Annotated in this window: 17 protein-coding genes; 7 read left to right on the top strand and 10 right to left on the bottom strand. The window is 58.8% G+C overall.

The genetic code is table 11. The annotated features are described in order from the left end of the window. The first annotated feature begins 88 nt into the window (after window positions 1–88). The 3 genes from DXB44_RS09895 (at window position 89) to DXB44_RS14785 (ending at window position 5,995) form a co-directional block, all read left to right on the top strand. Window positions 89–1,291, top strand: coding sequence for an aspartate aminotransferase family protein (locus DXB44_RS09895; RefSeq protein ID WP_097785747.1), 1,203 nt, complete (start codon window positions 89–91; stop codon window positions 1,289–1,291). Beyond that, a complete protein-coding gene (gene argF / locus DXB44_RS09890) occupies window positions 1,288–2,202 on the top strand; it encodes an ornithine carbamoyltransferase (RefSeq protein WP_118658614.1) in 915 nt (304 codons plus the stop codon). Before DXB44_RS09895 ends, argF begins: the two co-directional genes overlap by 4 nt. 415 nt (window positions 2,203–2,617) lie before the next feature. Further along, window positions 2,618–5,995 carry a hypothetical protein gene (locus DXB44_RS14785; RefSeq protein WP_158581889.1) on the top strand — a complete coding sequence of 1,126 codons (3,378 nt, stop codon included), beginning with the start codon at window positions 2,618–2,620 and terminating at the stop codon, window positions 5,993–5,995. Window positions 5,996–6,270: 275 nt separating this feature from the next. Here DXB44_RS14785 and DXB44_RS09880 read toward each other — a convergent pair whose 3' ends face one another. The 3 genes from DXB44_RS09880 to DXB44_RS09870 all read right to left on the bottom strand — a co-directional run bounded on the left by DXB44_RS09880 (window position 6,271) and on the right by DXB44_RS09870 (window position 8,374). Next, window positions 6,271–6,564: a GIY-YIG nuclease family protein gene (locus DXB44_RS09880; RefSeq protein WP_097779403.1), complete on the bottom strand. Its 294-nt coding sequence runs from the start codon at window positions 6,562–6,564 to the stop codon at window positions 6,271–6,273. Further along, window positions 6,548–7,378: an MYG1 family protein gene (locus DXB44_RS09875; protein WP_055186687.1), complete on the bottom strand. Its 831-nt coding sequence runs from the start codon at window positions 7,376–7,378 to the stop codon at window positions 6,548–6,550. Before DXB44_RS09875 ends, DXB44_RS09880 begins: the two co-directional genes overlap by 17 nt. 360 nt (window positions 7,379–7,738) lie before the next feature. Further along, the gene (locus tag DXB44_RS09870) at window positions 7,739–8,374 is read right to left on the bottom strand and encodes a phosphoribosyltransferase (protein ID WP_055186688.1); all 636 of its coding nucleotides are present in this window, start codon (window positions 8,372–8,374) and stop codon (window positions 7,739–7,741) included. On the opposite strand from DXB44_RS09870, the gene DXB44_RS14445 reads away from it, so the two are divergent. Together DXB44_RS14445 and DXB44_RS09865 are read left to right on the top strand one after the other, a co-directional pair. Then, on the top strand, window positions 8,364–8,717 hold the full coding sequence (locus DXB44_RS14445) for a hypothetical protein (RefSeq protein ID WP_147366438.1): 354 nt from the start codon (window positions 8,364–8,366) through the stop codon (window positions 8,715–8,717). The genes DXB44_RS09870 and DXB44_RS14445 overlap by 11 nt on opposite strands. Before the next feature lie 39 nt (window positions 8,718–8,756). Next, window positions 8,757–10,124 carry an MATE family efflux transporter gene (locus tag DXB44_RS09865; protein ID WP_118658613.1) on the top strand — a complete coding sequence of 456 codons (1,368 nt, stop codon included), beginning with the start codon at window positions 8,757–8,759 and terminating at the stop codon, window positions 10,122–10,124. Between the two features lie 469 nt (window positions 10,125–10,593). Here DXB44_RS09865 and DXB44_RS09855 read toward each other — a convergent pair whose 3' ends face one another. The 4 genes from DXB44_RS09855 to DXB44_RS09835 form a co-directional block, all read right to left on the bottom strand. Continuing rightward, window positions 10,594–11,877 (bottom strand): ATP-grasp domain-containing protein, encoded by a 1,284-nt coding sequence (locus DXB44_RS09855; protein WP_118658611.1) that lies wholly within the window; start codon window positions 11,875–11,877, stop codon window positions 10,594–10,596. A gap of 128 nt (window positions 11,878–12,005) precedes the next feature. After that, window positions 12,006–12,764: an alpha/beta hydrolase-fold protein gene (locus DXB44_RS09850; protein WP_118658610.1), complete on the bottom strand. Its 759-nt coding sequence runs from the start codon at window positions 12,762–12,764 to the stop codon at window positions 12,006–12,008. A gap of 46 nt (window positions 12,765–12,810) precedes the next feature. Next, a complete protein-coding gene (locus tag DXB44_RS09845) occupies window positions 12,811–13,581 on the bottom strand; it encodes an alpha/beta hydrolase-fold protein (RefSeq protein WP_055186692.1) in 771 nt (256 codons plus the stop codon). 332 nt (window positions 13,582–13,913) lie between these two features. Continuing rightward, window positions 13,914–14,993, bottom strand: a complete 1,080-nt coding sequence (locus tag DXB44_RS09835) for a branched-chain amino acid aminotransferase (RefSeq protein ID WP_118658609.1) — start codon at window positions 14,991–14,993, stop codon at window positions 13,914–13,916. A gap of 252 nt (window positions 14,994–15,245) precedes the next feature. On the opposite strand from DXB44_RS09835, the gene DXB44_RS09830 reads away from it, so the two are divergent. Next, window positions 15,246–15,899, top strand: coding sequence for an HAD family phosphatase (locus DXB44_RS09830; protein WP_118658608.1), 654 nt, complete (start codon window positions 15,246–15,248; stop codon window positions 15,897–15,899). 549 nt (window positions 15,900–16,448) lie between these two features. On the opposite strand, the gene DXB44_RS09820 is transcribed toward DXB44_RS09830, so the two are convergent. After that, the gene (locus DXB44_RS09820) at window positions 16,449–18,404 is read right to left on the bottom strand and encodes a bifunctional UDP-sugar hydrolase/5'-nucleotidase (protein ID WP_118658606.1); all 1,956 of its coding nucleotides are present in this window, start codon (window positions 18,402–18,404) and stop codon (window positions 16,449–16,451) included. Between DXB44_RS09820 and DXB44_RS14440 the strand changes: the two genes are divergently transcribed. Then, the gene (locus DXB44_RS14440) at window positions 18,385–18,645 is read left to right on the top strand and encodes a hypothetical protein (RefSeq protein ID WP_147366436.1); all 261 of its coding nucleotides are present in this window, start codon (window positions 18,385–18,387) and stop codon (window positions 18,643–18,645) included. The genes DXB44_RS09820 and DXB44_RS14440 overlap by 20 nt on opposite strands. 20 nt (window positions 18,646–18,665) lie before the next feature. On the opposite strand, the gene DXB44_RS09815 is transcribed toward DXB44_RS14440, so the two are convergent. Both DXB44_RS09815 and DXB44_RS09810 read right to left on the bottom strand, forming a co-directional pair. Continuing rightward, window positions 18,666–19,616 (bottom strand): ROK family glucokinase, encoded by a 951-nt coding sequence (locus tag DXB44_RS09815; protein ID WP_243111113.1) that lies wholly within the window; start codon window positions 19,614–19,616, stop codon window positions 18,666–18,668. 150 nt (window positions 19,617–19,766) lie between these two features. Then, window positions 19,767–20,651 carry a fumarylacetoacetate hydrolase family protein gene (locus DXB44_RS09810; RefSeq protein ID WP_055186461.1) on the bottom strand — a complete coding sequence of 295 codons (885 nt, stop codon included), beginning with the start codon at window positions 20,649–20,651 and terminating at the stop codon, window positions 19,767–19,769. Between the last annotated feature and the right edge of the window lie 7 nt (window positions 20,652–20,658).

Below are 20,658 nucleotides of genomic sequence, written 5' to 3'. Positions count from 1 at the left end.
AAGCGAAAAAGCAGTATTATAATAGAAAAAAAGCTCCCTCCGGGGGAGCAGCGCATGCGCGGAACTTCTATTCACAGGAGGTACACCTATGGATTCTGAAAAAGTCATCAAGCGGGACAACGAGTACGTCCTGCACACCTATAACCGCAGCCCCATCGTGCTGGAAAAAGGCCACGGGCTGTACGCCGAGGGCCCGGAGGGACAGAAGTATCTGGACTTCACCAGCGGCATCGGGGTGAACAGCCTTGGCTACTGCGACCTTGCATGGGCAGAAGCCGTGTCCCAGCAGGCACACAAATTGCAGCACACCTCCAACCTCTACTATACCGCACCCTGCGGCAAGCTGGCGAAAAAGCTGTGCAAGCGCACCGGCATGAGCAAGGTATTCTTCGGCAACTCCGGTGCCGAAGCCAACGAGGGCGCCATCAAGGCCGCCCGCAAGTACAGCGTAGACCATTACGGCAAGGACCGCTACAACGTCATCACGCTGGTCAACAGCTTCCATGGCCGCACCCTTGCCACCCTGACCGCCACCGGGCAGGAGGTGTTCCACAACTACTTCGGCCCCTTCAACGAGGGTTTCCAGTACGTCCCGGCAGGGGATATCGAAGCGCTGCGGGAACTGGTAGACCGCCACACCTGCGCCGTGATGATGGAACTCATTCAGGGTGAGGGCGGCGTGATGGCGCTGGACCCGGACTATGTACAGGCCGTGCGCGCTTTGTGCGACGAAAAAGACCTTGTGCTCATCGTGGACGAGGTGCAGACCGGCGTAGGCCGCACCGGCACCTTCCTGTGCTGTGAGCACTATAACCTCAAGCCGGACATCGTCACCCTTGCCAAGGGGCTGGGCGGCGGCTTGCCCATCGGTGCGGTGCTGATGAATGAAAAGGTAGCCGAGGGCATGGGCCCCGGTACCCACGGCTCCACCTTTGGCGGCAACCCGGTGGTCTGCGCCGGTGCAAATGTGGTGGTGGACCGTCTGGATCAGAGCTTCCTTGCACAGGTCAGCGAGCGCGCCGTACAGCTGCGCACCGGTCTGGCAAAGCTGCCCCACGTCAAGAACATTTCCGGCATCGGCCTGATGGTGGGCATCGAATTCTTTGATGTACAGGCTGCGGATGTGCTGGCTGCCTGCCGCGAAAAGGGCTTGCTGGTGCTTACCGCCAAGACCCGGCTGCGTCTGCTGCCGCCGCTGACCGTCTCCGAGCACGAAGTAGACATGGCGCTGGAGGTGCTGGCCGAGGTGCTGGGCACGATGGAGCCGACAGCTCCGAAGGAGCAGGCATGAAAAATCTGCTGAAAATGGGCGACCTTTCCCCCGCCGAGCTGACCCACATTCTGGATGTGGCAGACCAGCTGAAAGCGGACTGCAAGGCGGGCCGCACCGCCCCGCTGCTGGCGGGCAAAAGCGTGGCGCTGCTGTTCTCCAAGGCATCCACCCGCACCCGCACCAGCTTTGAGGTGGGTGTGTACCAGATGGGCGGTCTGGGCAACTACATGAACACCGCCGAATTACAGGCCGGGCGCGGCGAGCCTTTGCGGGACACCGCCCGGGTGCTGGGGCGCTACTACGACTGCGCCGTCTGGCGCACCTACCGCCAGCGGGACTTGGAGGAACTGGCGGAGCTTTCCGGCATTCCGGTGATCAATGGCCTGACCGACTACGCCCACCCCTGTCAGGTGCTGGCAGACCTGATGACCATCCGGGAGCGCCGGGGCACGCTGGCAGGGCTGAAGCTCTGCTTTGTGGGCGACGGCAGCAACATGGCAAACAGCCTGATCGTGGGCGGCCTTTTGGCGGGAATGCAGGTATCCTGCGTCTGTCCTCCGGGCTACCGCCCGGCAGCGGATGTGCTGATGTTTGCCCACAAATACGGCGATGCCTTCCACCTGACCACCGACCCCGCCGAGGGTTTGCGGGACGCGGACATCGTAGCCACCGCCGCATGGAACACCACCGCCCCCGGCACCGCCGAGAACGAGCAGCGTCTGCGGGATTTTGTGGGCTTCCAGCTCACCGGCCGTCTGCTGGAAAACGCCAAGCCGGACGCGCTGGTGCTGCACTGTCTGCCCGCCCACCGGGGCGAGGAGATCTCCACCGCCCTGTTCGAGCAGCACGCAGACGAGATCTTTGACGAAGCGGAGAACCGCCTCCACGTCCAGAAAGCCGTGCTTGCCGTCCTGCTGGCGGGCAAGTAAAATGCAATGACCTATACAGGGGACTGCCGCACAGCGCTGTGCGGCAGTCCCTTTTTTTGCGCCCCAAAAGGGTGCGCAAGGGCTTTTTTAGGGTTTTTCGGGGCGATTCGATGCATTTCAGGGGCCATTCACGCAGAATTGCTCTACTTTTGCCGCCGTTCGTGGTATACTACAAGCACAGAGCAGTGCTCTGTTTAATATGCCATTCCCATAATTCCTATAGAGCAGAAAACCGTCCGGTAACCGCAAACCGGGCGGTTTTCTGTTTTTGCGGGTGCATCCGGCGCGCCGGGGCGTTTCAGCGCATTTGCGGGGCGATTCGTGCCCAAAACCGTCCAAAGCGGGCAAAACGTGGTACACTGGGTACAACAAAAAACGCCCGGCTTGGAAGGGCACTTAAAAAGGAGAGGATCTTATGCAAAAACGGCTCATCAGCATGGTTCTGGCGCTGAGCATGGCACTGACCGCAATGCCGCTGCCTGCCCTTGCCCAGAGCGCCCCGCCCGACACCGCCAGCGCCGCTGCACTGGCAGAGGAAAACGGCGATGTCACCGATATCTATACAGACGACAACTCTAGCAAGCCCTACGGCGACCCCTTCGGCGGCGGCAAAGGCAGCTGGTCCTACGATGAGGCCAGCAAGACGCTCACCCTGAAAACCGGCACCTTCCGGCTCCGCAATTACAGCCATGACAGCTACAATAATCACATCCAATGGAACGTGAAGATCGAAGCCGGTGCCACCCTGCAGGAGGCGCGGATCGGCTCGGAATACCATAACGGCTACACCGTGACCAACGCAGGCACTATCTCCGGCGGCACCTTCTACGGCAAGGTGATCTGTGAAGCCGGGGCTGTCATCAGCGGCGGCACCTTTAAAGGAAATGCCATTGTTAATGCTGCGGGCGGCGAGGTCACCATTGAAGGTGGCACCTTTGAAGAGGGTAGTTATACCAGCGGCGTGACCGTTAAAGCAGCGGGTACCCTTACCATCAATGGCGGCACCTTTAAGGGTAAGTACACCTGCTCCGTGGATATCAACAATTGTGAAAAAATCGTCATCAACGGCGGCAGCTTTGAAACCTCGCTCACGGATCTTGAAAGGACAACGGAAACCATCATCAATGGCGGTCTGTTCAACGACAAGCTGTATGTTGCAGGAGATAAATGTACCGTCAACGGTGGTCTGTTCACCACTGAAGATGACCCGCTGCCCGAGGACGCAACCGTCAACGGCGGCTACTTTGTGACAGAACGCGCTGGCCTTGTAGCCATCGATGCAACCAATGCTCCGGTGTATGCCCCTGTCGCAGTGGCAGCGAACGGCACGGTGACCGAGTGGTCGGCAGACACTTATAGTACTCTCTATGTCGCGCCCAATACCAGTGTCACCCTGAAGCCCACCTGCAAGCTGGAAAGTGTCGTCAGCGGTGATGACAAGCTGAGCTATAAAGCCAAGGGCGGCGCAGTCAGCTTTACTGTGGGCACGGAAGCTGTCCAGCTCAACAGCGTTACAGTAGGGGAACTGGTCATTGAAAAGAACGGCTTCCCCAAGGGCACGGACGGCGGCGTCTATGGTGCCAAGGGCAACGGCTGGTCCTTTGAACCGAACCACAAGCACGCAGAACTGTTTACAAACGATGTTCCCACCCTGACCATCGAGAAGGACGCTGTGCTGGACTTCGACAAGGTGACAAATAAGGCCGGTACAGTAAAATTTGCGGTTGAAAACTACGGCACCTTCAGCGGTACGCTGAACTCCACCCGGTATGTGTACAATAGGGAGGGCGGCGTCATCACGGATGCCAAGCTGGACAGCGCGCAGAGCCTTTACAATGACGGCCTTGTGAAGGATTCGGTGCTGTGCTTTGACTACATCGGCAACGGTTGGCGCGACCCGGCGCAGCCCGCTACCATCCGCAACTCTGCGCTGGATGTTACCGGATATTCGGTAGTCAACATGGCTTCCAATAAGGCTGTGCTGGACGGCTGCTATAACAGCGCCGGTTACACCGGCACTGCCGTGATCAAAAACGGCGGCACGGTCAAAAACAGTAAGAGCACCCTGAAGCTGCCAGTGGAAAATACGGCCGGCCATGACGGCAATGCAGAGCCCTACCAGCCCATCATTGACGGCGGCGAGTGCACCGTTGTCTATAATGAGGGCGGCATCATTCAGAATAACCCCATCATCCACGCGCTGGTGGCAAAGGAACCCAAAGACCTGAACGGCGCTGCGGATTACTACACCCTGAACTACACTGCACCGGAAGATGCCGAGTACGCTAAAAAATACATCAACGGCATCAATGGCATGATGGAGGGTATTTGGGACGCAAAAACCTCCACCCTCTACGTTGACACCGATCTGAACACCATCTCGGTCATCACCCATGCCCCCATCAAGAGCGTGAACGGCGTGACTTATAGCGGCTCTATGCGCTATGATACAGAGCGCTACACCAGCACTATCGACCTGAGCAAGTATAACATCCCGCAGACCCATATCCTCAACCTGAGCGCCACCGACGAGGGCGCGGCAGCGCTGCCGCCGGCAGACCCCGCAGACTTTGCCTTTGCCCTGCCCAACAACCTGACCTATGACGGCAACCCCAAGAGGGTAGATGTGATCGTTAAGGAAAACGCCACCAAGGAATACGGCGCTGTTACCGTGACCTACAAGCAGGACGGCAAGGTGCTGAACGGTGCTCCCATTGAGCCGGGCACTTACACCTTTACCGCGAATGTAGCAGCTACTGCTACCTGTGCGGGCGGCGATGTGACCCCGAAGGATAACATGTTTACCATCCAGAAGGCTGCACTGAACCCCGCAGACTTTACCGTGACAGAACCCACTGACCTGACCTATGACGGCAGCGCCAAGGAAGTAACCGTTAAGAACACCAGTGATAAGGACTACGGCGAGATCACCGTGACCTACAAGCAGAATGGTGAAGCACTGAACGGTGCTCCTACTGAACCGGGCGAATACAGCTATACCGTCACCGCCGCAGGCAGCGCACGGTATGTGGGCGGCACTGTTAAAACAGGCTCGTTCCGCATTACAAAAACAGGCACGACCGACCCCGAACCGGAAAAGACCTATCAGCTTACCGTTGCCGGTGCGGACATCACCCTGCCCGAGGATGCAGACGCAAGCGCCCTGAAAGCAGGACAGCTGGTCAGCCTGACCGCTTACCCGGACACCGACACCGTGCACTTTGCCCAGTGGGTAGTGAGCGGCGCTGACGGCGCACTGAGCCCGGCAGACCTGATGGATGCCGCAGACGAACCGCTGACAGAGGATGCCTTTAAGCAGCGCACCCTGACCTTCAGAATGCCCGCAAAGAGCCTGACGATCACCGCCGAGACCACCACGGTGGAGCAGCCAGAGCAGCCGCCGGAGGAGGACAGCACCGAGTACAGCCCGCTGCAAACGGTGGGCATTCTGGCCGGTACAACGGCAATGTTTGCTGGCTGCGCAGTGATCGGCTACGAGGCCGTTACCGGCAGCATCCTTGTAGACCTGCTGCCCAAGGGCACAGCCATCCCGAGCACCCGGGAACAGCTGGCAGTGCTGCTGTGGAGCACCGCAGGCAAACCTGAACCCGCTGCACCCGCTGTTTACAGCGATGTAGCCGAGCCTGAGACCGCCAAGGCAGCCCGCTGGGCTGTGGAGGCCGGGCTGCTGCCCGACATGGGCGAGGGCGTCTTTACGCCCGGCAAGCGTGTGACCAAGGTACAGGTCATCCGTGCTTGGAGCCAGCTGAAAAAGCTGGGTCTGGCGAAATAACCATTGCCATCTCCCGATCGATCCTTTCCAATAAGCGCAGCAAGGCCGTCCGGCGAATGCCGGACGGCCTTGCTGGCGTTATAGGGGAACGAACTCCTTCAGTCAAAGCCTGACGGCTTTGCCAGCTCCCTCTGGGAGGGAGCCTCTGGCGCGCCCGCAAACTTTGCGCTTTAGCCGGAAACTTTACCGCCATGCCAAAGGCCCCATCTCCGAGGGGGCTGGCATCGAGCGCAGCGAGATGACTGGGGGAGTTTCCTCGGCAGCGGAGGGCGTTTTCAATCGTTCTGCACCCCGGGACACCCGGCGGCCCGCCATGCGGCGCACAGCACCTCTTTTTCCGGCTTGGAGAGCTTTTTCAGGGCGGCTTCCCGGCGCAGGGCGGCGCGTTTGTCCGCGCAGCGCTCTAGATAGGCAAAGCCTACCGCGCCGTGGGCGCGGGTGTAGCGGGCACCTTTGCCGCTCTGGTGCGCTTTCAGCCGGGCGGCGGGGTGGTTTGTCCAACCGGTGTACAGCTGCCCGCCGGTGCAGCGCACCATGTAGACGTAGGCGGCGTCAGGCAAGGCGTCCATTGTTTTTCAGTACCTGACGACAGGCGGCAAGGGCGGTCTCCTTGTCCTTGGCGGTGATGAGAAAACGGCTGGCGTGGCAGAAGCTGATGCCCGGGATGCCGCTCTTCTGCTCGATGACCTCCTGCGGCTGTCCCGCCCAAGACTGGGGGAAGGGCAGCTTGGACTTTTTGGTCTTGTGGTCGGTGACGCACTGCGCGCTCCACCCGCCGCGCTGGCTGGGGTACACCACAAACAGAGCGTCGGTCTTATACAGGCCGTTTTTCCACGGCAGATAGCAGGGCAGCACCACAATGCCATCGCGGGAGCTGCGGTAGGCCTGCTGTACTTTTTCGTCCGCGCGGTTCACGGCGTTGGCGCTGTCGATCTGGTTTTCCAGGATCTGCTTTGCCACAGCCACCGCCTTGAAAAAGCAGCTGTCCTGATCCTCCTTGGAGTCCCACACCGGGTTGAAAAAGCCAATGGCATCGCACAGGCTGTTCTGCTCGCCGGTGTTGTCGTTCAGATCCAGCGGCTGGATGAAGTTTTCGTCAATGAGCCGCGCCTGCCGCTCGCCCACAAGGCCGGGCCCAAGCACCCGCCACAGCAGACCAAAGGCTGCGTAGGGCACGCCGTTGGCGCGGTACTCCCGGGGCTCCTGATGGTGGTCGAACATCCCAAAGCCGATATCGTACACGATGCCGTCAAAATCGTCAGGTACGGTAAAGCCGCGGGTGATCTTGATATCCGGGCGCAGAATTTGCAATAGCGCCGTAGCAAACACGTCATCGGCATGGAACTTGCCGGCGTGGGTAAAACCGTTTGCGGGAATTTTCATGGATTTGATACCTCTTCTTTACTTTCAGATACACCTTAGTTTTGTCTGGTATCAGTATAGCACAATCCCGCCCGTGGGACAACAAAAAGGAACGGCAGCGCCGCCGTTCCTTTTGTGCGGGACGATTTGGAATGCGCTCCGCTGCGCTTCCACTGGAAGCGGCGTTGTAGATGCCGTTTGCCTTTACGACCCCTCCCGTGAAAATGGGATAGCGGAGCGTCCGCAGACGCTCCGCTATCCCGAAATAAAAATAATATTTCCGCTAAACATGGCTAGAGCGAAGCGGAAGCCATTTTCAACCGTCCTACAACAAAAAGGCTGCTGCACAGCGGTTTGTGCAGCAGCCTATAACAGCTTTGCTTACAGCGCCGAGTAGCCGAAGCTGTTCACCAGCGCGTCAATGTGCTGCCCGGCCTTGCACAGGGGGCAGTCGCGGGAGTCGAAGCTGGCGTAATCCGGCAGACTGGTGGGGTCGAAGATGGAGGTGACCGGGTAGCCAAGGCACTCGTGGGTGGTGGCAAAAATAGCCGAAAGCCCTGCCACGATGCCGCCGTAGTAGTTTACGGCTTCCACGGCTGCCTGAATGGTGTAGCCGGTGGTGATGGATGCGGCCAGAATGAGGACGTGCTTGCCCTTGACCATGGGGGCAAGATTGTCCCGCAGAATGATCTGGCTGCCGGAGGTGTATTCCGGCGTGACGATGTAGATGGTCTTGTGAGCGTTCATATTGGTAAAGCCGTCCTTGGTCAGCTCGTTGGCAAGGCAGGTGCCAATGACCTGTGTGCCGTCCAAGCAGAGCACGGTATCCACGATGGTGCTGTGCTGGTAAGCGCTGACCAGCTCCTTTGCCACGGCCTTGGCCTCGGAAAGGCGGGTCTTTTGGGTGGTCACGTCGATGTAATAGTTGATGTGGCTGTGGCTGGTGGCAAAATGTCCCTTGGCCACCCGCAGGAACAGTTCGCTTTTGCTGGTGGGAAGCTTGACCATGTTGATCATTGTACAGCACTCCTTTTTTCACCGGGCGCAGCTGCGCCGCAAAATACAAAACAGCGCGGCGACCCATTTTGATCGCAGCGCTTATTTTTCTTCTCTGCTTCTTTATTGTACTGAAAAATGCCGCTGTGCACAAGACACAAACTTGACGAAAAACCTTGCTTTTTTGCAGACATATCGCCGAAAACTTGGATGCAAAGGCCGCTGCCGCCCGGAATGCCGCACCACAAGAGGGGCACAGCGGCAAGACCCGTACTGCGGCAGGGGAGGAACACGCTTTTTTGCGCAACACGGAAAATTTTGCAAAAAGGGACTGGTATTTTTGCGGGTTTTGAGTATAATATAAGGGATAGTTCAAATTTGAAGTAAAAGGAGAATCACTTCCATGGCACAGGCAAAACAGGACATGGGCTCCGGCAGCGTAAAAAAGCTGATGCTGCAGCTCATGATCCCGGCGGTCGTTGCACAGGTGGTCAACCTGCTGTATAACATCGTGGACCGCATTTACATCGGACATATCGCCGGCATCGGCGCGGCAGCGCTGACCGGCGTGGGACTGTTCACCCCCATCCTTATGCTGCTGAACGCATTCGCCATGCTGGTGGGCGCGGGCGGCGCACCCCGCACCGCCATTGCGCTGGGGCAGGGCGACAAGGAGCAGGCGGAGAAGATCATCTCCAACAGCTTTACCATGCTGCTGCTCTTCTCGGTGGTGCTGACCGCGGCGTTCTACGCCGGAGCACCCACCCTGCTGCGGCTGTTTGGCGCCAGTGACGCCACCCTGCCCTATGCGCTGGCGTACAGCCGCATCTACATTCTGGGCTCGGTGTTTGTGCTGCTGGTGCTGGGCATGAACCCCTTCATCACCACGCAGGGCTTTGCCAAGACCAGTATGCTTACCACCGTCATCGGTGCGGTCATCAACATTATTCTCGATCCCATCCTGATCTTTGGTCTGGGGCTGGGCGTGCGGGGCGCTGCCATTGCCACCGTGCTCAGTCAGGCTGTGGGCGCGGTGTGGATCCTGCACTTCCTCACCGGCAAAAAGACCATCCTGCGCCTGCGCAAGGACTGTATGCGCCCGGAAAAGAAGGTCATCCTGCCGGTGATGGCGCTGGGCATCTCCACCTTTGTGATGATGTCCACCGAAAGCCTGCTGTCCATCAGTTTCAGCTCCAGTCTGGCGCGGTACGGCGGCGACGTGGCTGTGGGTGCCATGACCGTCATCACCAGCGCTTCCCAGCTGTGCACCCTGCCCATTCAGGGCATCTGTCAGGGCGGTCAGCCGGTAATGAGCTTCAATTTCGGCGCGGGCAAAAAGCTCCGCGTCAAGGAGGCGTTCCGCTTCCAGCTGCTGCTGTGCGGCTGCTACACCTGCCTGTTCTGGCTGCTCATGATGCTGGCGCCGGGGGCTGTGGCGGGCATCTTCACCTCAGATACGGCGCTGATCGACTACACCACATGGTCCATGCGCATCTACATGGCAGGTATCTTTGCCATGGGCTTCCAGATCGCCTGCCAGCAGAGCTTTATGGCGCTGGGTCAGGCCAAGGTCAGCCTGCTGCTGGCCTGTCTGCGCAAGATCATTTTGCTGATCCCGCTCATCTTCATTCTGCCGCACCTGCTGCCGGACCCGGTGTTCGGCGTCTTTCTGGCAGAGCCGGTCAGCGATATTCTGGCGGCTACCATTACCACCATCACCTTCTTCTCCCGCTTCAACGGTATTCTGGAACGGGGCGCTGCAAAGGTATAACGCATACGATTGGAATGCGCTCCGCTGTGCTCTGCGCATCATCAGCGGAAAAACTATTTTTAATAGAACAATGCCGGAGCGTCTGCGGACGCTCCGGCATTGTATTTTCACAGAGGGGGTCGTGGAGAAAAACGACAGTTGCAGTGCCGCTTTCTACGAAAGCGCGGCGCTGCGGGCGAGCGCTTGCTCCCCCTCGGGGGAGCTGTCGCGCAGCGACTGAGGGGCTATAAATGGAGAAGCGAAAAAAGCGTTAAAGCGATAGCGCCGACTGGCGCAGCGCTAGCTTTTTTGTGCTTCGACTTCTTCTTTAGGATTGTCAAGGGCGAGCAGCCCTTGTCCCGTTGCGGGGTGGGTGGAGTCCAGAGGTAGGGAGGGGGGGGGCGGAACACCCCTCCCTGCCTCTGGCCCAGCGGAGCGTCCCTGCACGCTTGCAGCGAGTAGTAACTTCCCCTGCGCCGCGCAATCCAAATTACTTTTCAGCTACTGCCGCCTCCGGCTCACCCAGAGCCAGCACCTTTGTCAGCTCGGCCTGCACCTTGGCGTTTGTGGCATCGGTGACAGCCAGCACGTCGGAATAGAACTTTTCCATCTCGTCGCGGGTGGAGAAGGTGGCTACATACATCTGGTTGCCCATGGCACCGGACAGTGCCTCGGGGATGCGGTCCACCATGCGCATGTTGTCCTGATACTTCTGCATCAGCTGCTCGTGGCTGTAAACGAAGCTCTTGCCGTCCCGGCGGCCGGCAAAGGCGCAGTAATAGTGCTCACCCACCGGCATATCGGTGCCGCCGAAGGCGATCATGTCCGCCCAGATCTTGTACACGTTGGTGGAACGGGCAAAGTCGATCATGTCCGGGGTAAAGCCGCCGCAGGGGCGCATGTTGACTTCCAGCGCCACGATCTGGCCTTTTTTGCCCATGCTGGCCTGATCATCGGTCATGCGGAAGAACTCGAAGTGGACAAAGCGGCTCTTCACCCCAAAGCTCTTGACGGCGGCACGGCCTGCGGCGCGGGTGTCCTCCGGCAGATCCTTGATGATGTAGTAGATGGAGTTATCGTCGTTGTTCACGATGTCCATGATGGACACGGGGCTTACGTTGCCCGCCTCAAAGATGGGGTTGCCGTGGGCGTCGATGATGGCATCGTAGCTGTTCACCTCGGCGCGGACGAACTCCTCCATGATGTAGGCCACATCCGGGTGTTCTTTCTCCTTGTAAGCCAGAAATTCTTCCAGTTCCTTGTCGGTGGAAAGGCGGTGGGTATCCGAAGCACCCACGCCGTTGTCCGGCTTGACTACCACCGGGTAGCCCACCTGCGCCACAAAGGCCTTGCAGCCTGCAAGGTCATCTACCATGTGGTAGCGGGCGGTGGCGATACCGGCCTTCTGGTAGTACTCCTTCATCTTGCTCTTGTACTTGATGCGGGGCATATCAGAGGTCTGGAAGCCGCTGGTAATGTGAAAATCGGTGCGCAGGGCGGCATCCCGTTCCAGCCAGTATTCATTGTTGGACTCCAGCCAGTCGATGCGGCCATACTTGAAGGTGAAAAAGGCCACGGCGCGGTACACCTCGTCGTAGTTTTCCAGACTGTTCACCTTGTAGTATTCGTTCAGGCTTGCCTTCAGTTCGGGCTTCAACTCCTCGTAGGGCTGGTCGCCGATGCCCAGCACGTTCAGGCCGTTGTTTTTCAGCTCCCGGCAGAACTGCCAGTAGTTCGTGGGGAAGTTGGGGGAGATAAAAATAAAGTTCTGCATAGTATTTGTTGATTCCTCTTTCCGTTACCTCTATGATTGCAATGCCCCTGCGGGGCGGGACAGACTTTAATATTGGGAAACAACGGCGCGTCCATGGACGCGCCGTTGTGCCATTTTCACGGGATGGGTCACTGCTGGCCCAGAATGTAGGGCATATAGTATGCCACCTGCTTGTACCACCAGTTCCAGTCGTGGTTGACATCGTGACCCCACAGGTCTACCCAGATGGGGATATGCTTTGCTTCAAAGATGCGCTTGAGCAGCCATGTGGTGTCCGGCTGTTCCCAGTCGCCCTGGCCGCAGCAGATGACAGCTTTCTGGCTGCGGAACAGCTGCATATAGGGGTGATCCTCCGGGAAGTTCTTCATGTAGTCCACAGGGGAGTTCATGTACACCAGCTCGTCCATGTAGTCGCCAAAGCCGTAGTGGGCAGTGTAGATGCCGCTGAGTGCCAGACAGCCGCAGAAGATATCCGGGCGGCGCAGATACAGGTTTACCGCATGGGTAGCGCCCAGACTGCAACCAAAGGCGATGACGCCGGGCAGGTCGCTCCAGCCGTTGCGCTGCTGCGCCAGATGCTGAAGCATCGGGGCGGCCTCGCGGGTGATGTAGTGCAGCCACTGCTCATAGCGGCGGATACGCCAGTAGGGGTTGCCCTGCGCATCCGACCAAGTTTCCTGATCCATAGTGTCGATGGAAAGCACCATGATCTGCCCGGACTCGATCCACGGGGCAAGGGTGTCGGTCATGTGGAAGTTTTCAAAATCGAAAAAACGGCCGTCCTGACAGGGAATATACAGCATCGGGCGGCCTGCGTGGCCGTAAAGCTTGCACTCCATATCCCGTCCCAGTTCCGGGCTGTACTCCTTGAAATACTGCATCTCCATGGTGTTTCCTCCTTTAGTGTTGTTGGGCTATGGTGTCGCCCTTCTCTTACTCCTCCACCTCATACAGCAGGGTGTGGAACACGAAGGGCAGCTGTTTTTCCCAGCTGGCTTCGCTGTGGGTGCCGCCGGGCACGATGCGGCTGGTCAGGTGGATGCCCCGGGTCATCAGCTTGCCGCTCAAGGCAGAAAACTGTCGGCGGATGCCCTCGTGGTTGCCCATCTCCCGGGAGCCGTAGTCCATGTACAGCACCGTGCCGGGGGCAAGCTTTGCGCGCCCCACAAGGCCGGAAAGCTTATCCGGTGCCACCCAGATGGAGGGGGAAAGTGCTGCGGCACGGCTGTAAGTATCGTTATATTGCAGCAGGGCATACAGGCTCATCAGTCCGCCCATGCTGCTGCCGCCGATAAAGGTATTTGCCCTGTCCGGCAGGGTGCGGAAATTCTGGTCGATCAGGGGCTTGAACCGGTGGATGAACCAGCTCATAGTGGCCTGTCCCTTGCCGTCAAAGTGGCCGTAGGTGGGGTCATCGAAGCGGTAGGGGGAATACTCCACCAGACGCTCGTTGTTTGCCCCGGCGTTGCACTCGATGGCCGCCACGATCAGCGGGGTGTCGGTATAGTCCAGATAATCTGCCACGCCCCAACTTTTGCCGTAGGTGGCATCCTCGTTGAAAAACACGTTCTGCCCATCGAACATATACAGCACGGGGAACCGGCGCTCCGGCTGTGCCTCGTACATGGTGGGCAGGTAGACATACGCCCGGCGCTGTTCGGTGCCGTTGACCGCCGGGTAACTCATGCTCCATTTTTTGATCATGGTGCTTCTTTCCTCTCAAATCTTCCTGCAAAGGGCACAGGCGGCAAGCCCACGCCCTTTATAGGTAGTGTAGCACCATGCGGCGGGAATTGCAATCTTTATGCGCAAAGGGGCGGCGGGACGATTTGGAATGGCTTCCGCTTGCGCTTTAGCCATATTCAGCGGAAATATTATTTATAATTTCGCAATTCTGGAAAATCTGCGGATTTTCCAGAATTGCCTTTTCACGGGAGGAGCCGTGACGGCAAACGGCATCTGCGGTGATGCAAAAGGGACTGCTGCCCCAGATGGTATGCAGCAGTCCCTTTAAAAGCCGTAGGGTGACAGGCGGCTCAATATTTCTTTTCCACAGGCACGATCCAGCCCTTGGTGTCGGGCAGCTTGCCCCACTGCATACCGGTCATGGTGTCGTACAGCTTCTGGGTGACAGGGCCGATCTTGCCGTCGCCGATGAAAGCGTGCTCGCCCTTCCAGACCAGCTCCTTGACGGGAGAGACGACAGCGGCGGTACCGGTGCCGAACACCTCTTCCAGCTTGCCTTCGCGGGCAGCGGCCATGATATCGGCAATGGCGATCTTGCCCTCAACGACCTCGTAGCCCCAGTCCTTCAGCAGCTCGATGCAGCTGCGGCGGGTGACGCCGGGCAGCACGGTGCCCACGGTAGCAGCAGTGTACACCTTGCCGTCGATCTTGAACATGATGTTCATGCTGCCAACTTCTTCAACGTACTTCTTCTCCACGCCGTCCAGCCACAGCACCTGTGCGTAGCCCTGCTCCTCAGCCAGCTCACCGGCCTTGATAGAAGCGGCGTAGTTGCCGCCGCACTTGGTAAAGCCGGTCAGACCCGGGGCGGCGCGGATATACTCGTCCTCCACGTAGATGCGCACAGGGTTGATGCCCTCGGCGTAGTAAGCGCCGGAGGGAGCGCAGATGATGCAGAAGATATAGTGCTTGGAGGCGTGCACGCCCAGACCCACATCATTGGCAAAGATGAAGGGACGGATGTACAGGGAAGCGCCGTCGGTGTGGGGCACCCAGTCGCGGTCCACATCCACCAGAGCCTCAACAGCCTGAATGTAGTCCTCTACCGGGATCTTGGGGATGCACAGACGGTCGGCAGAATCCTGAAAACGCTTGGCGTTGCAGTCCGGGCGGAACAGCTGCACGGTGTCGTCGGCGGTGCGGTAGGCCTTCATGCCCTCAAAGATCTCCTGTGCGTAGTGGAACACCACGGTGGCGGGGTCCAGCTCAAAGGGGCCGTAGGGGACGATGCGGGCATCGTGCCAGCCCTCACCCTCGGTGTAATCCATGACGAACATGTGGTCGGAGAACTTTTTGCCGAAGCCGAGCTTCGTCTCATCGGTGGGCTTTGCCTTGGGCGCAGCCGTGCGGGTGATCTTGATATCCAACATAGTGAGTTTCCCTCTTTCCTTTTATGCGCGTGCGCACGATTTCCGGCGCTTTATGACACAAATGTTGGTTTCTATTATAATATTCCCTGCCGGTTTTGCAAGGAATCGCAAAATGTTTCATCTTTCCACCGGTAAAGTTGCACCAAATTGTGAGCACACTGGTGTGCAAACTGCCAAATCTATGGTACAATAGGGGCACAGAGCACTTTTGCGGGGCACAGCCCCGCTTTTCTATGGAAGGAGCATACTGCCATGATCGACAGCGTTATTTTTGATATGGACGGCCTGATGTTTGACACCGAGCGGGTCTGGGCTACCCTGTGGGAGCCTGCACTTGCCACCCTTGGGCTTTCTTATAAGGAAGGGCTGGACGTTGCCGCCCGCGGCACGGCAGGGGACACCATGCGGGCGGTGCTGCGCCGCTTCTACGGGGAAAACTGCGACACGGACGCCATCATCGAGGCGCTGCATGCACAGGCGGAAAAGGCGTTTCAGGCACTGCCGCCCAAAAAGCCCGGGCTGGACGAAATTCTGACATGGCTGGATGCACAGCACATCCCCATGGCGGTGGCTTCCTCCAGTCGGATGGCGTCTATCCGGCACCATTTGGACGGCTGGGGCTTGACCCACTACTTTAAGGTGATCGTCTCCGGCGAGCAGTTCTCGGCCTCCAAGCCCAACCCGGAAATTTTTCTGCGCGCTGCGGAAGCGCTGGGCACTGTGCCCAGCCGCACCCTTGTGCTGGAGGACAGCTACAACGGCGTGCGCGCCGGTGCCAACGGGCGTTTTATCACCGTGATGGTGCCGGACATGTCACCCGCCAATGACGAGATGCGCCGTCTGTACACCGCCGAGTGCCGCGATCTGTACGAGGTGCTGGACAGGTTGCAGAAGGGGAGGTTCTGAGTGAGTGATGTTCTCTTTTGACACCAAAAGAGAACCAGAAAAGTGCGTGCTCCGTGGGGAAAGTTTCTGCTTGCCTTCAGCGTGCAGGGACGCTCCGCTGGGCCAGAGGTAGGGAGGGGTGTTCCGATTCCCCCCTCCCTACCTCTGGACTCCACCCACCCCGCAACGGGTCAAGGGCTGCACGCCCTTGACAAACCTAAAGAAGAAGTCGAAGCACGAAAAAGCTAGCGCTGCGCCAGTCGGCGCTAGCTCTTTAACGCTTTTTTCGCTTCTCCTTCCATAGCCCCTCAGTCGCTGCGCGACAGCTCCCCCGAGGGGGAGCGAGCACACCCGGAAACTTTGCAGTTTAACCGCAAACTTTCCCGCCATGCCAAAGGCTCCCTCCCAGAGGGAGCTGGCAAAACCGTCAGGTTTTGACTGAGGGAGTTTTCCCACCCGTGAAAATGCAATGCCGGAGCGTCCGCAGACGCTCCGGCATTGCTCTATTAAAAATAATTTTTCCGCTGAATAGGCGCAAAGCAAACGCGGAGCGCATTCAAATCGTCAGGCTCAGCCCAGCGCCTTTTTTCTGCGGCGGAACTTGCGCACCAGCTTACGGAGCAGCAGCACAAGGCACACCACCAGCAGAATTACGGTGAGGATCAGACCGAGAAGGATAAAGGCAAAGCGGTTGGGCTTTTTCAGCAGCGCGGAAAGGCTGCGGCTGTCCTCCACTTTTTTGCGGTCGTGCAGGGTGCTGTAATAGTCCGGCACATTGCCGATGCCGTCGCCGTCGGTGTCCTCGAACGAGGCCATGTACCGCGCAATGGCGTCCCAGCCTTTCAGATCTTTGCCGTTTTCGGTCAGGATCACATCCTCAAAATCTTCGATGGGAGTGCCGTCGGCGTACTTCGGCACGATAGACAAAATGCCGTAGGACATATCGGTCACGGCGCTCAGCATCTGCCCGCTGTAAAGGTCTGCCACAATGCGGTACAGCTTGTCGTCTTGCAGCTCCACGCGCTGCCCGTCCTTGACCAGATAAACATCCGTCACCTTGTTCAGCAGCAGGCGGTGGGGGTTATAGGTGAAATTCAGGCCGCTGCAATACAGCCGCGCGGTGGTCATGAAATCCGACACGGAAGCGTCGATCTCGGCGGCGGTGCGCAGTTCCTTGCCGGTGAGGTAGACCTCGATGAGGGGATAGCCCGGCACACCGTCTGCGCCGATGCCCAGCGAGAAGGAGTTGAATACCTGCTCCACTGTGATATCGCCCCGGGCGTAGGTGTCGCGCACGGTGCCGCTGGGCACCACCGCCAAGTCTACCGGTACGCCGTCATAGTCGGCGGCGTTCTCCACCGCGTACACATAGGCATCCGCGATGAGATCGCCCAGATTGTGCTCGGTGTGCACCTTGCCCAGATCTTCCAGGTTGGAAAAAACAACATTGTTTTCTGCCAGAACCTGATCCTTGGTGTAGCCGAACTGCGCCAGATAATCCTCGTCCACTGTGTCCATAAAGCGGTCGACGACCTCTTGCGTTTGTGCATCGGCGGGAATATCGGAAGTGATGGGGATCAGCTGGTAATCGGTCACCTGCCAGCGGCCGTCCGCTTTTTGCGCCATGGACAGGCTGCCCAGATTTTTGCCGTACTCGCCGCAGGAGACCACATAGGTGTCCCCGTGCCGGATGGGTTCCCGGATACGGCTGTGGGTGTGGCCGCTTAGGATAAGGTCGAACTCAGGCACACCTTTAGCCAGCAGCTCGTCCTCAGACTTTTTAGGGTCGTCCCATGTGCCGCTGTGGGAAACGCAGACGATCATATCCGCATTTTCGTTTGCCTTGATCTCTGCCACGGTGGCTTTGACCGCCTGTACCGGGTCTTTGAATTTCAGTTCACAGGTGGGCGCGCAGGAGAGCGCGTCCTTGCCGAAAACGCCCACCACGGCAATGCGCACATCGCCCTTCTGCACCACGGTGTAGTCCTGCACGCCGTAGGAGGTAAAGGCGTCTTTGAGCATCTGCTGTCCCTCGGTGAGGCCGGCGGCTTCCATGGCATCCCAGTCCACATTGCAGACCACGATGTCCGGGACGGCATCGCCGGAGGTGCGGGCGCTGGTAAGCATATTGGCAAGCCCCTTGGAGCGGTAGTCGAACTCGTGGTTGCCAAAGGTGGTCACATCGTAGCCCATGTAGCCCAGCATCCGCAGCTCTGCGGCCTGCGTTTCAAACACGGTCTGGATCAGGGTGCCCATGGAAAAGTCACCGCCGTCGATCACAAGGGTGTCCGGGTCTTTGGCGCGCTGTGCCTTGATGAGGGTGTTGGCGCGGGCAAAGCCGCCAATCTCTGCTTCCTCGTCCTCCACCACGGTGGTGAAGGTGTTCAGGTGGGAGTGGGTGTCGTGGCTGAACAGGATGTCCAGCGTTTTGCCCGTCTCCGGTGCCTGCCCATAGGCGGCGGGAATGCCCAGCAGCACTGAAAACAGCAGCAGCACGGCCACCGTCATGGCAAAAAGTTTTTTCATGGCGTGTTCTCCTTTTGTTGCGTCCTTATTTTTTCGGCTCAGCCGAATTTTTACAGCATCAGAAAAAGTAATACCGCTCTATAAAAATCAACTATCTGCACGCTATTTTAGCATAAATGTACAAAATAAACAAGGCGGCAGTTGCCTTTTTGCACCGATATGCAACGCTTTTGGAAAATCAGACTTGTTTTATCTCCTGCAAAAACAAAACCAGCCAAGCCCGCAGGCTTGGCTGGTTTGAAAGCTATCGGTATTCCCTGATCAGGCGCCCACGATCAGGCGCACGGCACCGTAGATGCCGGCGTCGTTGCCAAGGCTGGCGGCCTTGATGGGAGTCTCCTTGCAGGACTGGAAGGCGTACTCCTTGTAGTGGCGCACCAGCGGGTTGAACAGAATCTCCCCGGCGCGGGCCACGCCGCCGCCGATCATGAACATTTCGGGGTCGGTGGTGGCGGCAATGTTGGCCAGTGCCATGCCCAGCGTGGAGGCCATCTCGTCCACCTCACGGGCAGCCAGTGCATCCCCGGTGCGGGCGGCGTCGAACACGTCCTTGGCTTCAAAGTCCCTGCCGCGCAGGGTGCAGGCGGTGTCCGGGTTTGCGTCCAGCAGCTTCTTCATGCAGCGCACAACGCCGGTGGCGCTGGAATACTGCTCCAGACAGCCGCGCTTGCCGCAGCCGCAGACGGCGGTCTCGTGGGGGTTGACGGTGATGTGGCCGATCTCGCCGCCGGCACCGTGAGCGCCGTCGATGACCTTGCCGTTCACGATGACACCGCCGCCCACGCCGGTGCCCAGCGTGACCATGACGGCGCTGCGGCAGCCCTGTGCCGCGCCCATCCAGATCTCGCCCAGCGCAGCCACGTTGGCGTCGTTGCCCACCAGCACCCGGATGCCGCCCAGCAGCTCGCTGAGCTCAATGGACACGTTGCGGTTGCCCCAGCCGCCAAGGTTTGCACACACGATGGGCACGATGCTGGAATCCAGCACCGGGCCGGGCACGCCCAGACCGACACCCTCGACTTCGTCTGCGGACAGACCCTTTTCCTGCATCTTCTGCTGCACGGCAGCAGCCAGATTTTCCAGAATGTGAGCACCGTTATTGGAAGTATCGGTGCTTACCTCCCACTTTTCCAGCAGCTTGCCGCTGGTGGTGAACAGGCCGACCTTGGCAGTAGTGCCGCCCAGATCGATGCCAAATGCATATTCCTTCATGTCATTTACCCCTTTGATGCGGATGCGCCGCATTTTTTATCAGTATTTTATAGTATACCATATTTTTCCGCAAAAGAGCAGTGCTGCGGCGGCATTTCGTGCAATCGGACTGAAATCCATGTAAAATTTTGGGCAGTTCCACAAGGAGATTCAGCGCACGGTGTTGGTCAGCGTGCCGATTCCCTCGATCTCGCACTGCACGGTGTCGCCCGGGTGCAAAAACTGCGGCGGGTCCATGCCCATGCCCACCCCGGCAGGGGTGCCGGTGGCAATGATGGTACCGGCTTTCAGGGTCATGCCCTGCGAAAGCTCGTGGATGACGTGGTCGATATCAAAAATTTGCAGCTTGGTGTTGGAATCCTGCCGCAGCTCGCCGTTCACCCGGCTGCGGATGGGCAGCGCGGGCGGGTAGGTGTCAAATTCGTCGGCGGTGACGATGCAGGGCCCCATGGGGGTAAAGCCGTCCAGACTTTTGCCGAAATACCACTGTTTGTGGGCGGTCTGCACGTCCCGGGCGGAGACATCGTTCAGGATGGTGTAGCCGAACACATAGTCTTTGGTCTGCCCGGCGGGCACGTCCTTGGCATCCTTGCCCAGCACCACAGCCAGCTCACACTCGTAGTCCAGCTTCTGCACAAGGTCGGTGTGCGCCTCGATAAAGCCGCCGTCCGGCACGGCACGGCTGACCCGCTTGGAGAAGTAGATGGCGTCCTGATGCTGCGTTGCAAAGGCGTCTGCGGAGTACTTTTCGGCTTCGTCCGAGTGCGCCATGTAGTTGATGCCCAGACAGACCACGTCCTGCGCGGGGCAGGGGATGGGGCTTTGCAGGGTGACGGCTTCCACCGGCAGCGCCGGGATGCCGCTGATGGCCAGCTGCAAACCGAACCGCACCTGCGGGGTGAGGAAGGGGATGGCATCGGACAGGGTCTCATAGGAGAGCCCCAGCCAGCTCAGCGGCCAGACCTGTGTGCCGTCCTGCGAGAGGATGGCGGGGTCCTCCACACCGTCCGGCAGGCGGCAGGTGACAAAACGCATACAGTCC

It is taken from the genome of Faecalibacterium sp. OM04-11BH, assembly GCF_003482185.1.
In the GTDB taxonomy this organism is placed as follows: Bacteria; Bacillota; Clostridia; order Oscillospirales; family Ruminococcaceae; genus Faecalibacterium; species Faecalibacterium tardum.
The sequence above is the reverse complement of the archived record's forward strand: the minus strand, read 5'-3'. Positions and strand labels throughout refer to the sequence as shown.

What these genes read in the sequence shown, in the direction of transcription:
- DXB44_RS09895 (WP_097785747.1), top strand. Translation starts at nt 89, where the DNA reads ATGGATTCTGAAAAAGTCATCAAGCGGGACAACGAGTACGTCCTGCAC.
- argF (WP_118658614.1), top strand. Translation starts at nt 1,288, where the DNA reads ATGAAAAATCTGCTGAAAATGGGCGACCTTTCCCCCGCCGAGCTGACC.
- DXB44_RS14785 (WP_158581889.1), top strand. Translation starts at nt 2,618, where the DNA reads ATGCAAAAACGGCTCATCAGCATGGTTCTGGCGCTGAGCATGGCACTG.
- DXB44_RS09880 (WP_097779403.1), bottom strand. Translation starts at nt 6,564, where the DNA reads ATGGACGCCTTGCCTGACGCCGCCTACGTCTACATGGTGCGCTGCACC.
- DXB44_RS09875 (WP_055186687.1), bottom strand. Translation starts at nt 7,378, where the DNA reads ATGAAAATTCCCGCAAACGGTTTTACCCACGCCGGCAAGTTCCATGCC.
- DXB44_RS14445 (WP_147366438.1), top strand. Translation starts at nt 8,364, where the DNA reads ATGTTGATCATTGTACAGCACTCCTTTTTTCACCGGGCGCAGCTGCGC.
- DXB44_RS09870 (WP_055186688.1), bottom strand. Translation starts at nt 8,374, where the DNA reads ATGATCAACATGGTCAAGCTTCCCACCAGCAAAAGCGAACTGTTCCTG.
- DXB44_RS09865 (WP_118658613.1), top strand. Translation starts at nt 8,757, where the DNA reads ATGGCACAGGCAAAACAGGACATGGGCTCCGGCAGCGTAAAAAAGCTG.
- DXB44_RS09855 (WP_118658611.1), bottom strand. Translation starts at nt 11,877, where the DNA reads ATGCAGAACTTTATTTTTATCTCCCCCAACTTCCCCACGAACTACTGG.
- DXB44_RS09850 (WP_118658610.1), bottom strand. Translation starts at nt 12,764, where the DNA reads ATGGAGATGCAGTATTTCAAGGAGTACAGCCCGGAACTGGGACGGGAT.
- DXB44_RS09845 (WP_055186692.1), bottom strand. Translation starts at nt 13,581, where the DNA reads ATGATCAAAAAATGGAGCATGAGTTACCCGGCGGTCAACGGCACCGAA.
- DXB44_RS09835 (WP_118658609.1), bottom strand. Translation starts at nt 14,993, where the DNA reads ATGTTGGATATCAAGATCACCCGCACGGCTGCGCCCAAGGCAAAGCCC.
- DXB44_RS09830 (WP_118658608.1), top strand. Translation starts at nt 15,246, where the DNA reads ATGATCGACAGCGTTATTTTTGATATGGACGGCCTGATGTTTGACACC.
- DXB44_RS14440 (WP_147366436.1), top strand. Translation starts at nt 18,385, where the DNA reads ATGGCAAAAAGTTTTTTCATGGCGTGTTCTCCTTTTGTTGCGTCCTTA.
- DXB44_RS09820 (WP_118658606.1), bottom strand. Translation starts at nt 18,404, where the DNA reads ATGAAAAAACTTTTTGCCATGACGGTGGCCGTGCTGCTGCTGTTTTCA.
- DXB44_RS09815 (WP_243111113.1), bottom strand. Translation starts at nt 19,616, where the DNA reads ATGAAGGAATATGCATTTGGCATCGATCTGGGCGGCACTACTGCCAAG.
- DXB44_RS09810 (WP_055186461.1), bottom strand. Translation starts at nt 20,651, where the DNA reads ATGCGTTTTGTCACCTGCCGCCTGCCGGACGGTGTGGAGGACCCCGCC.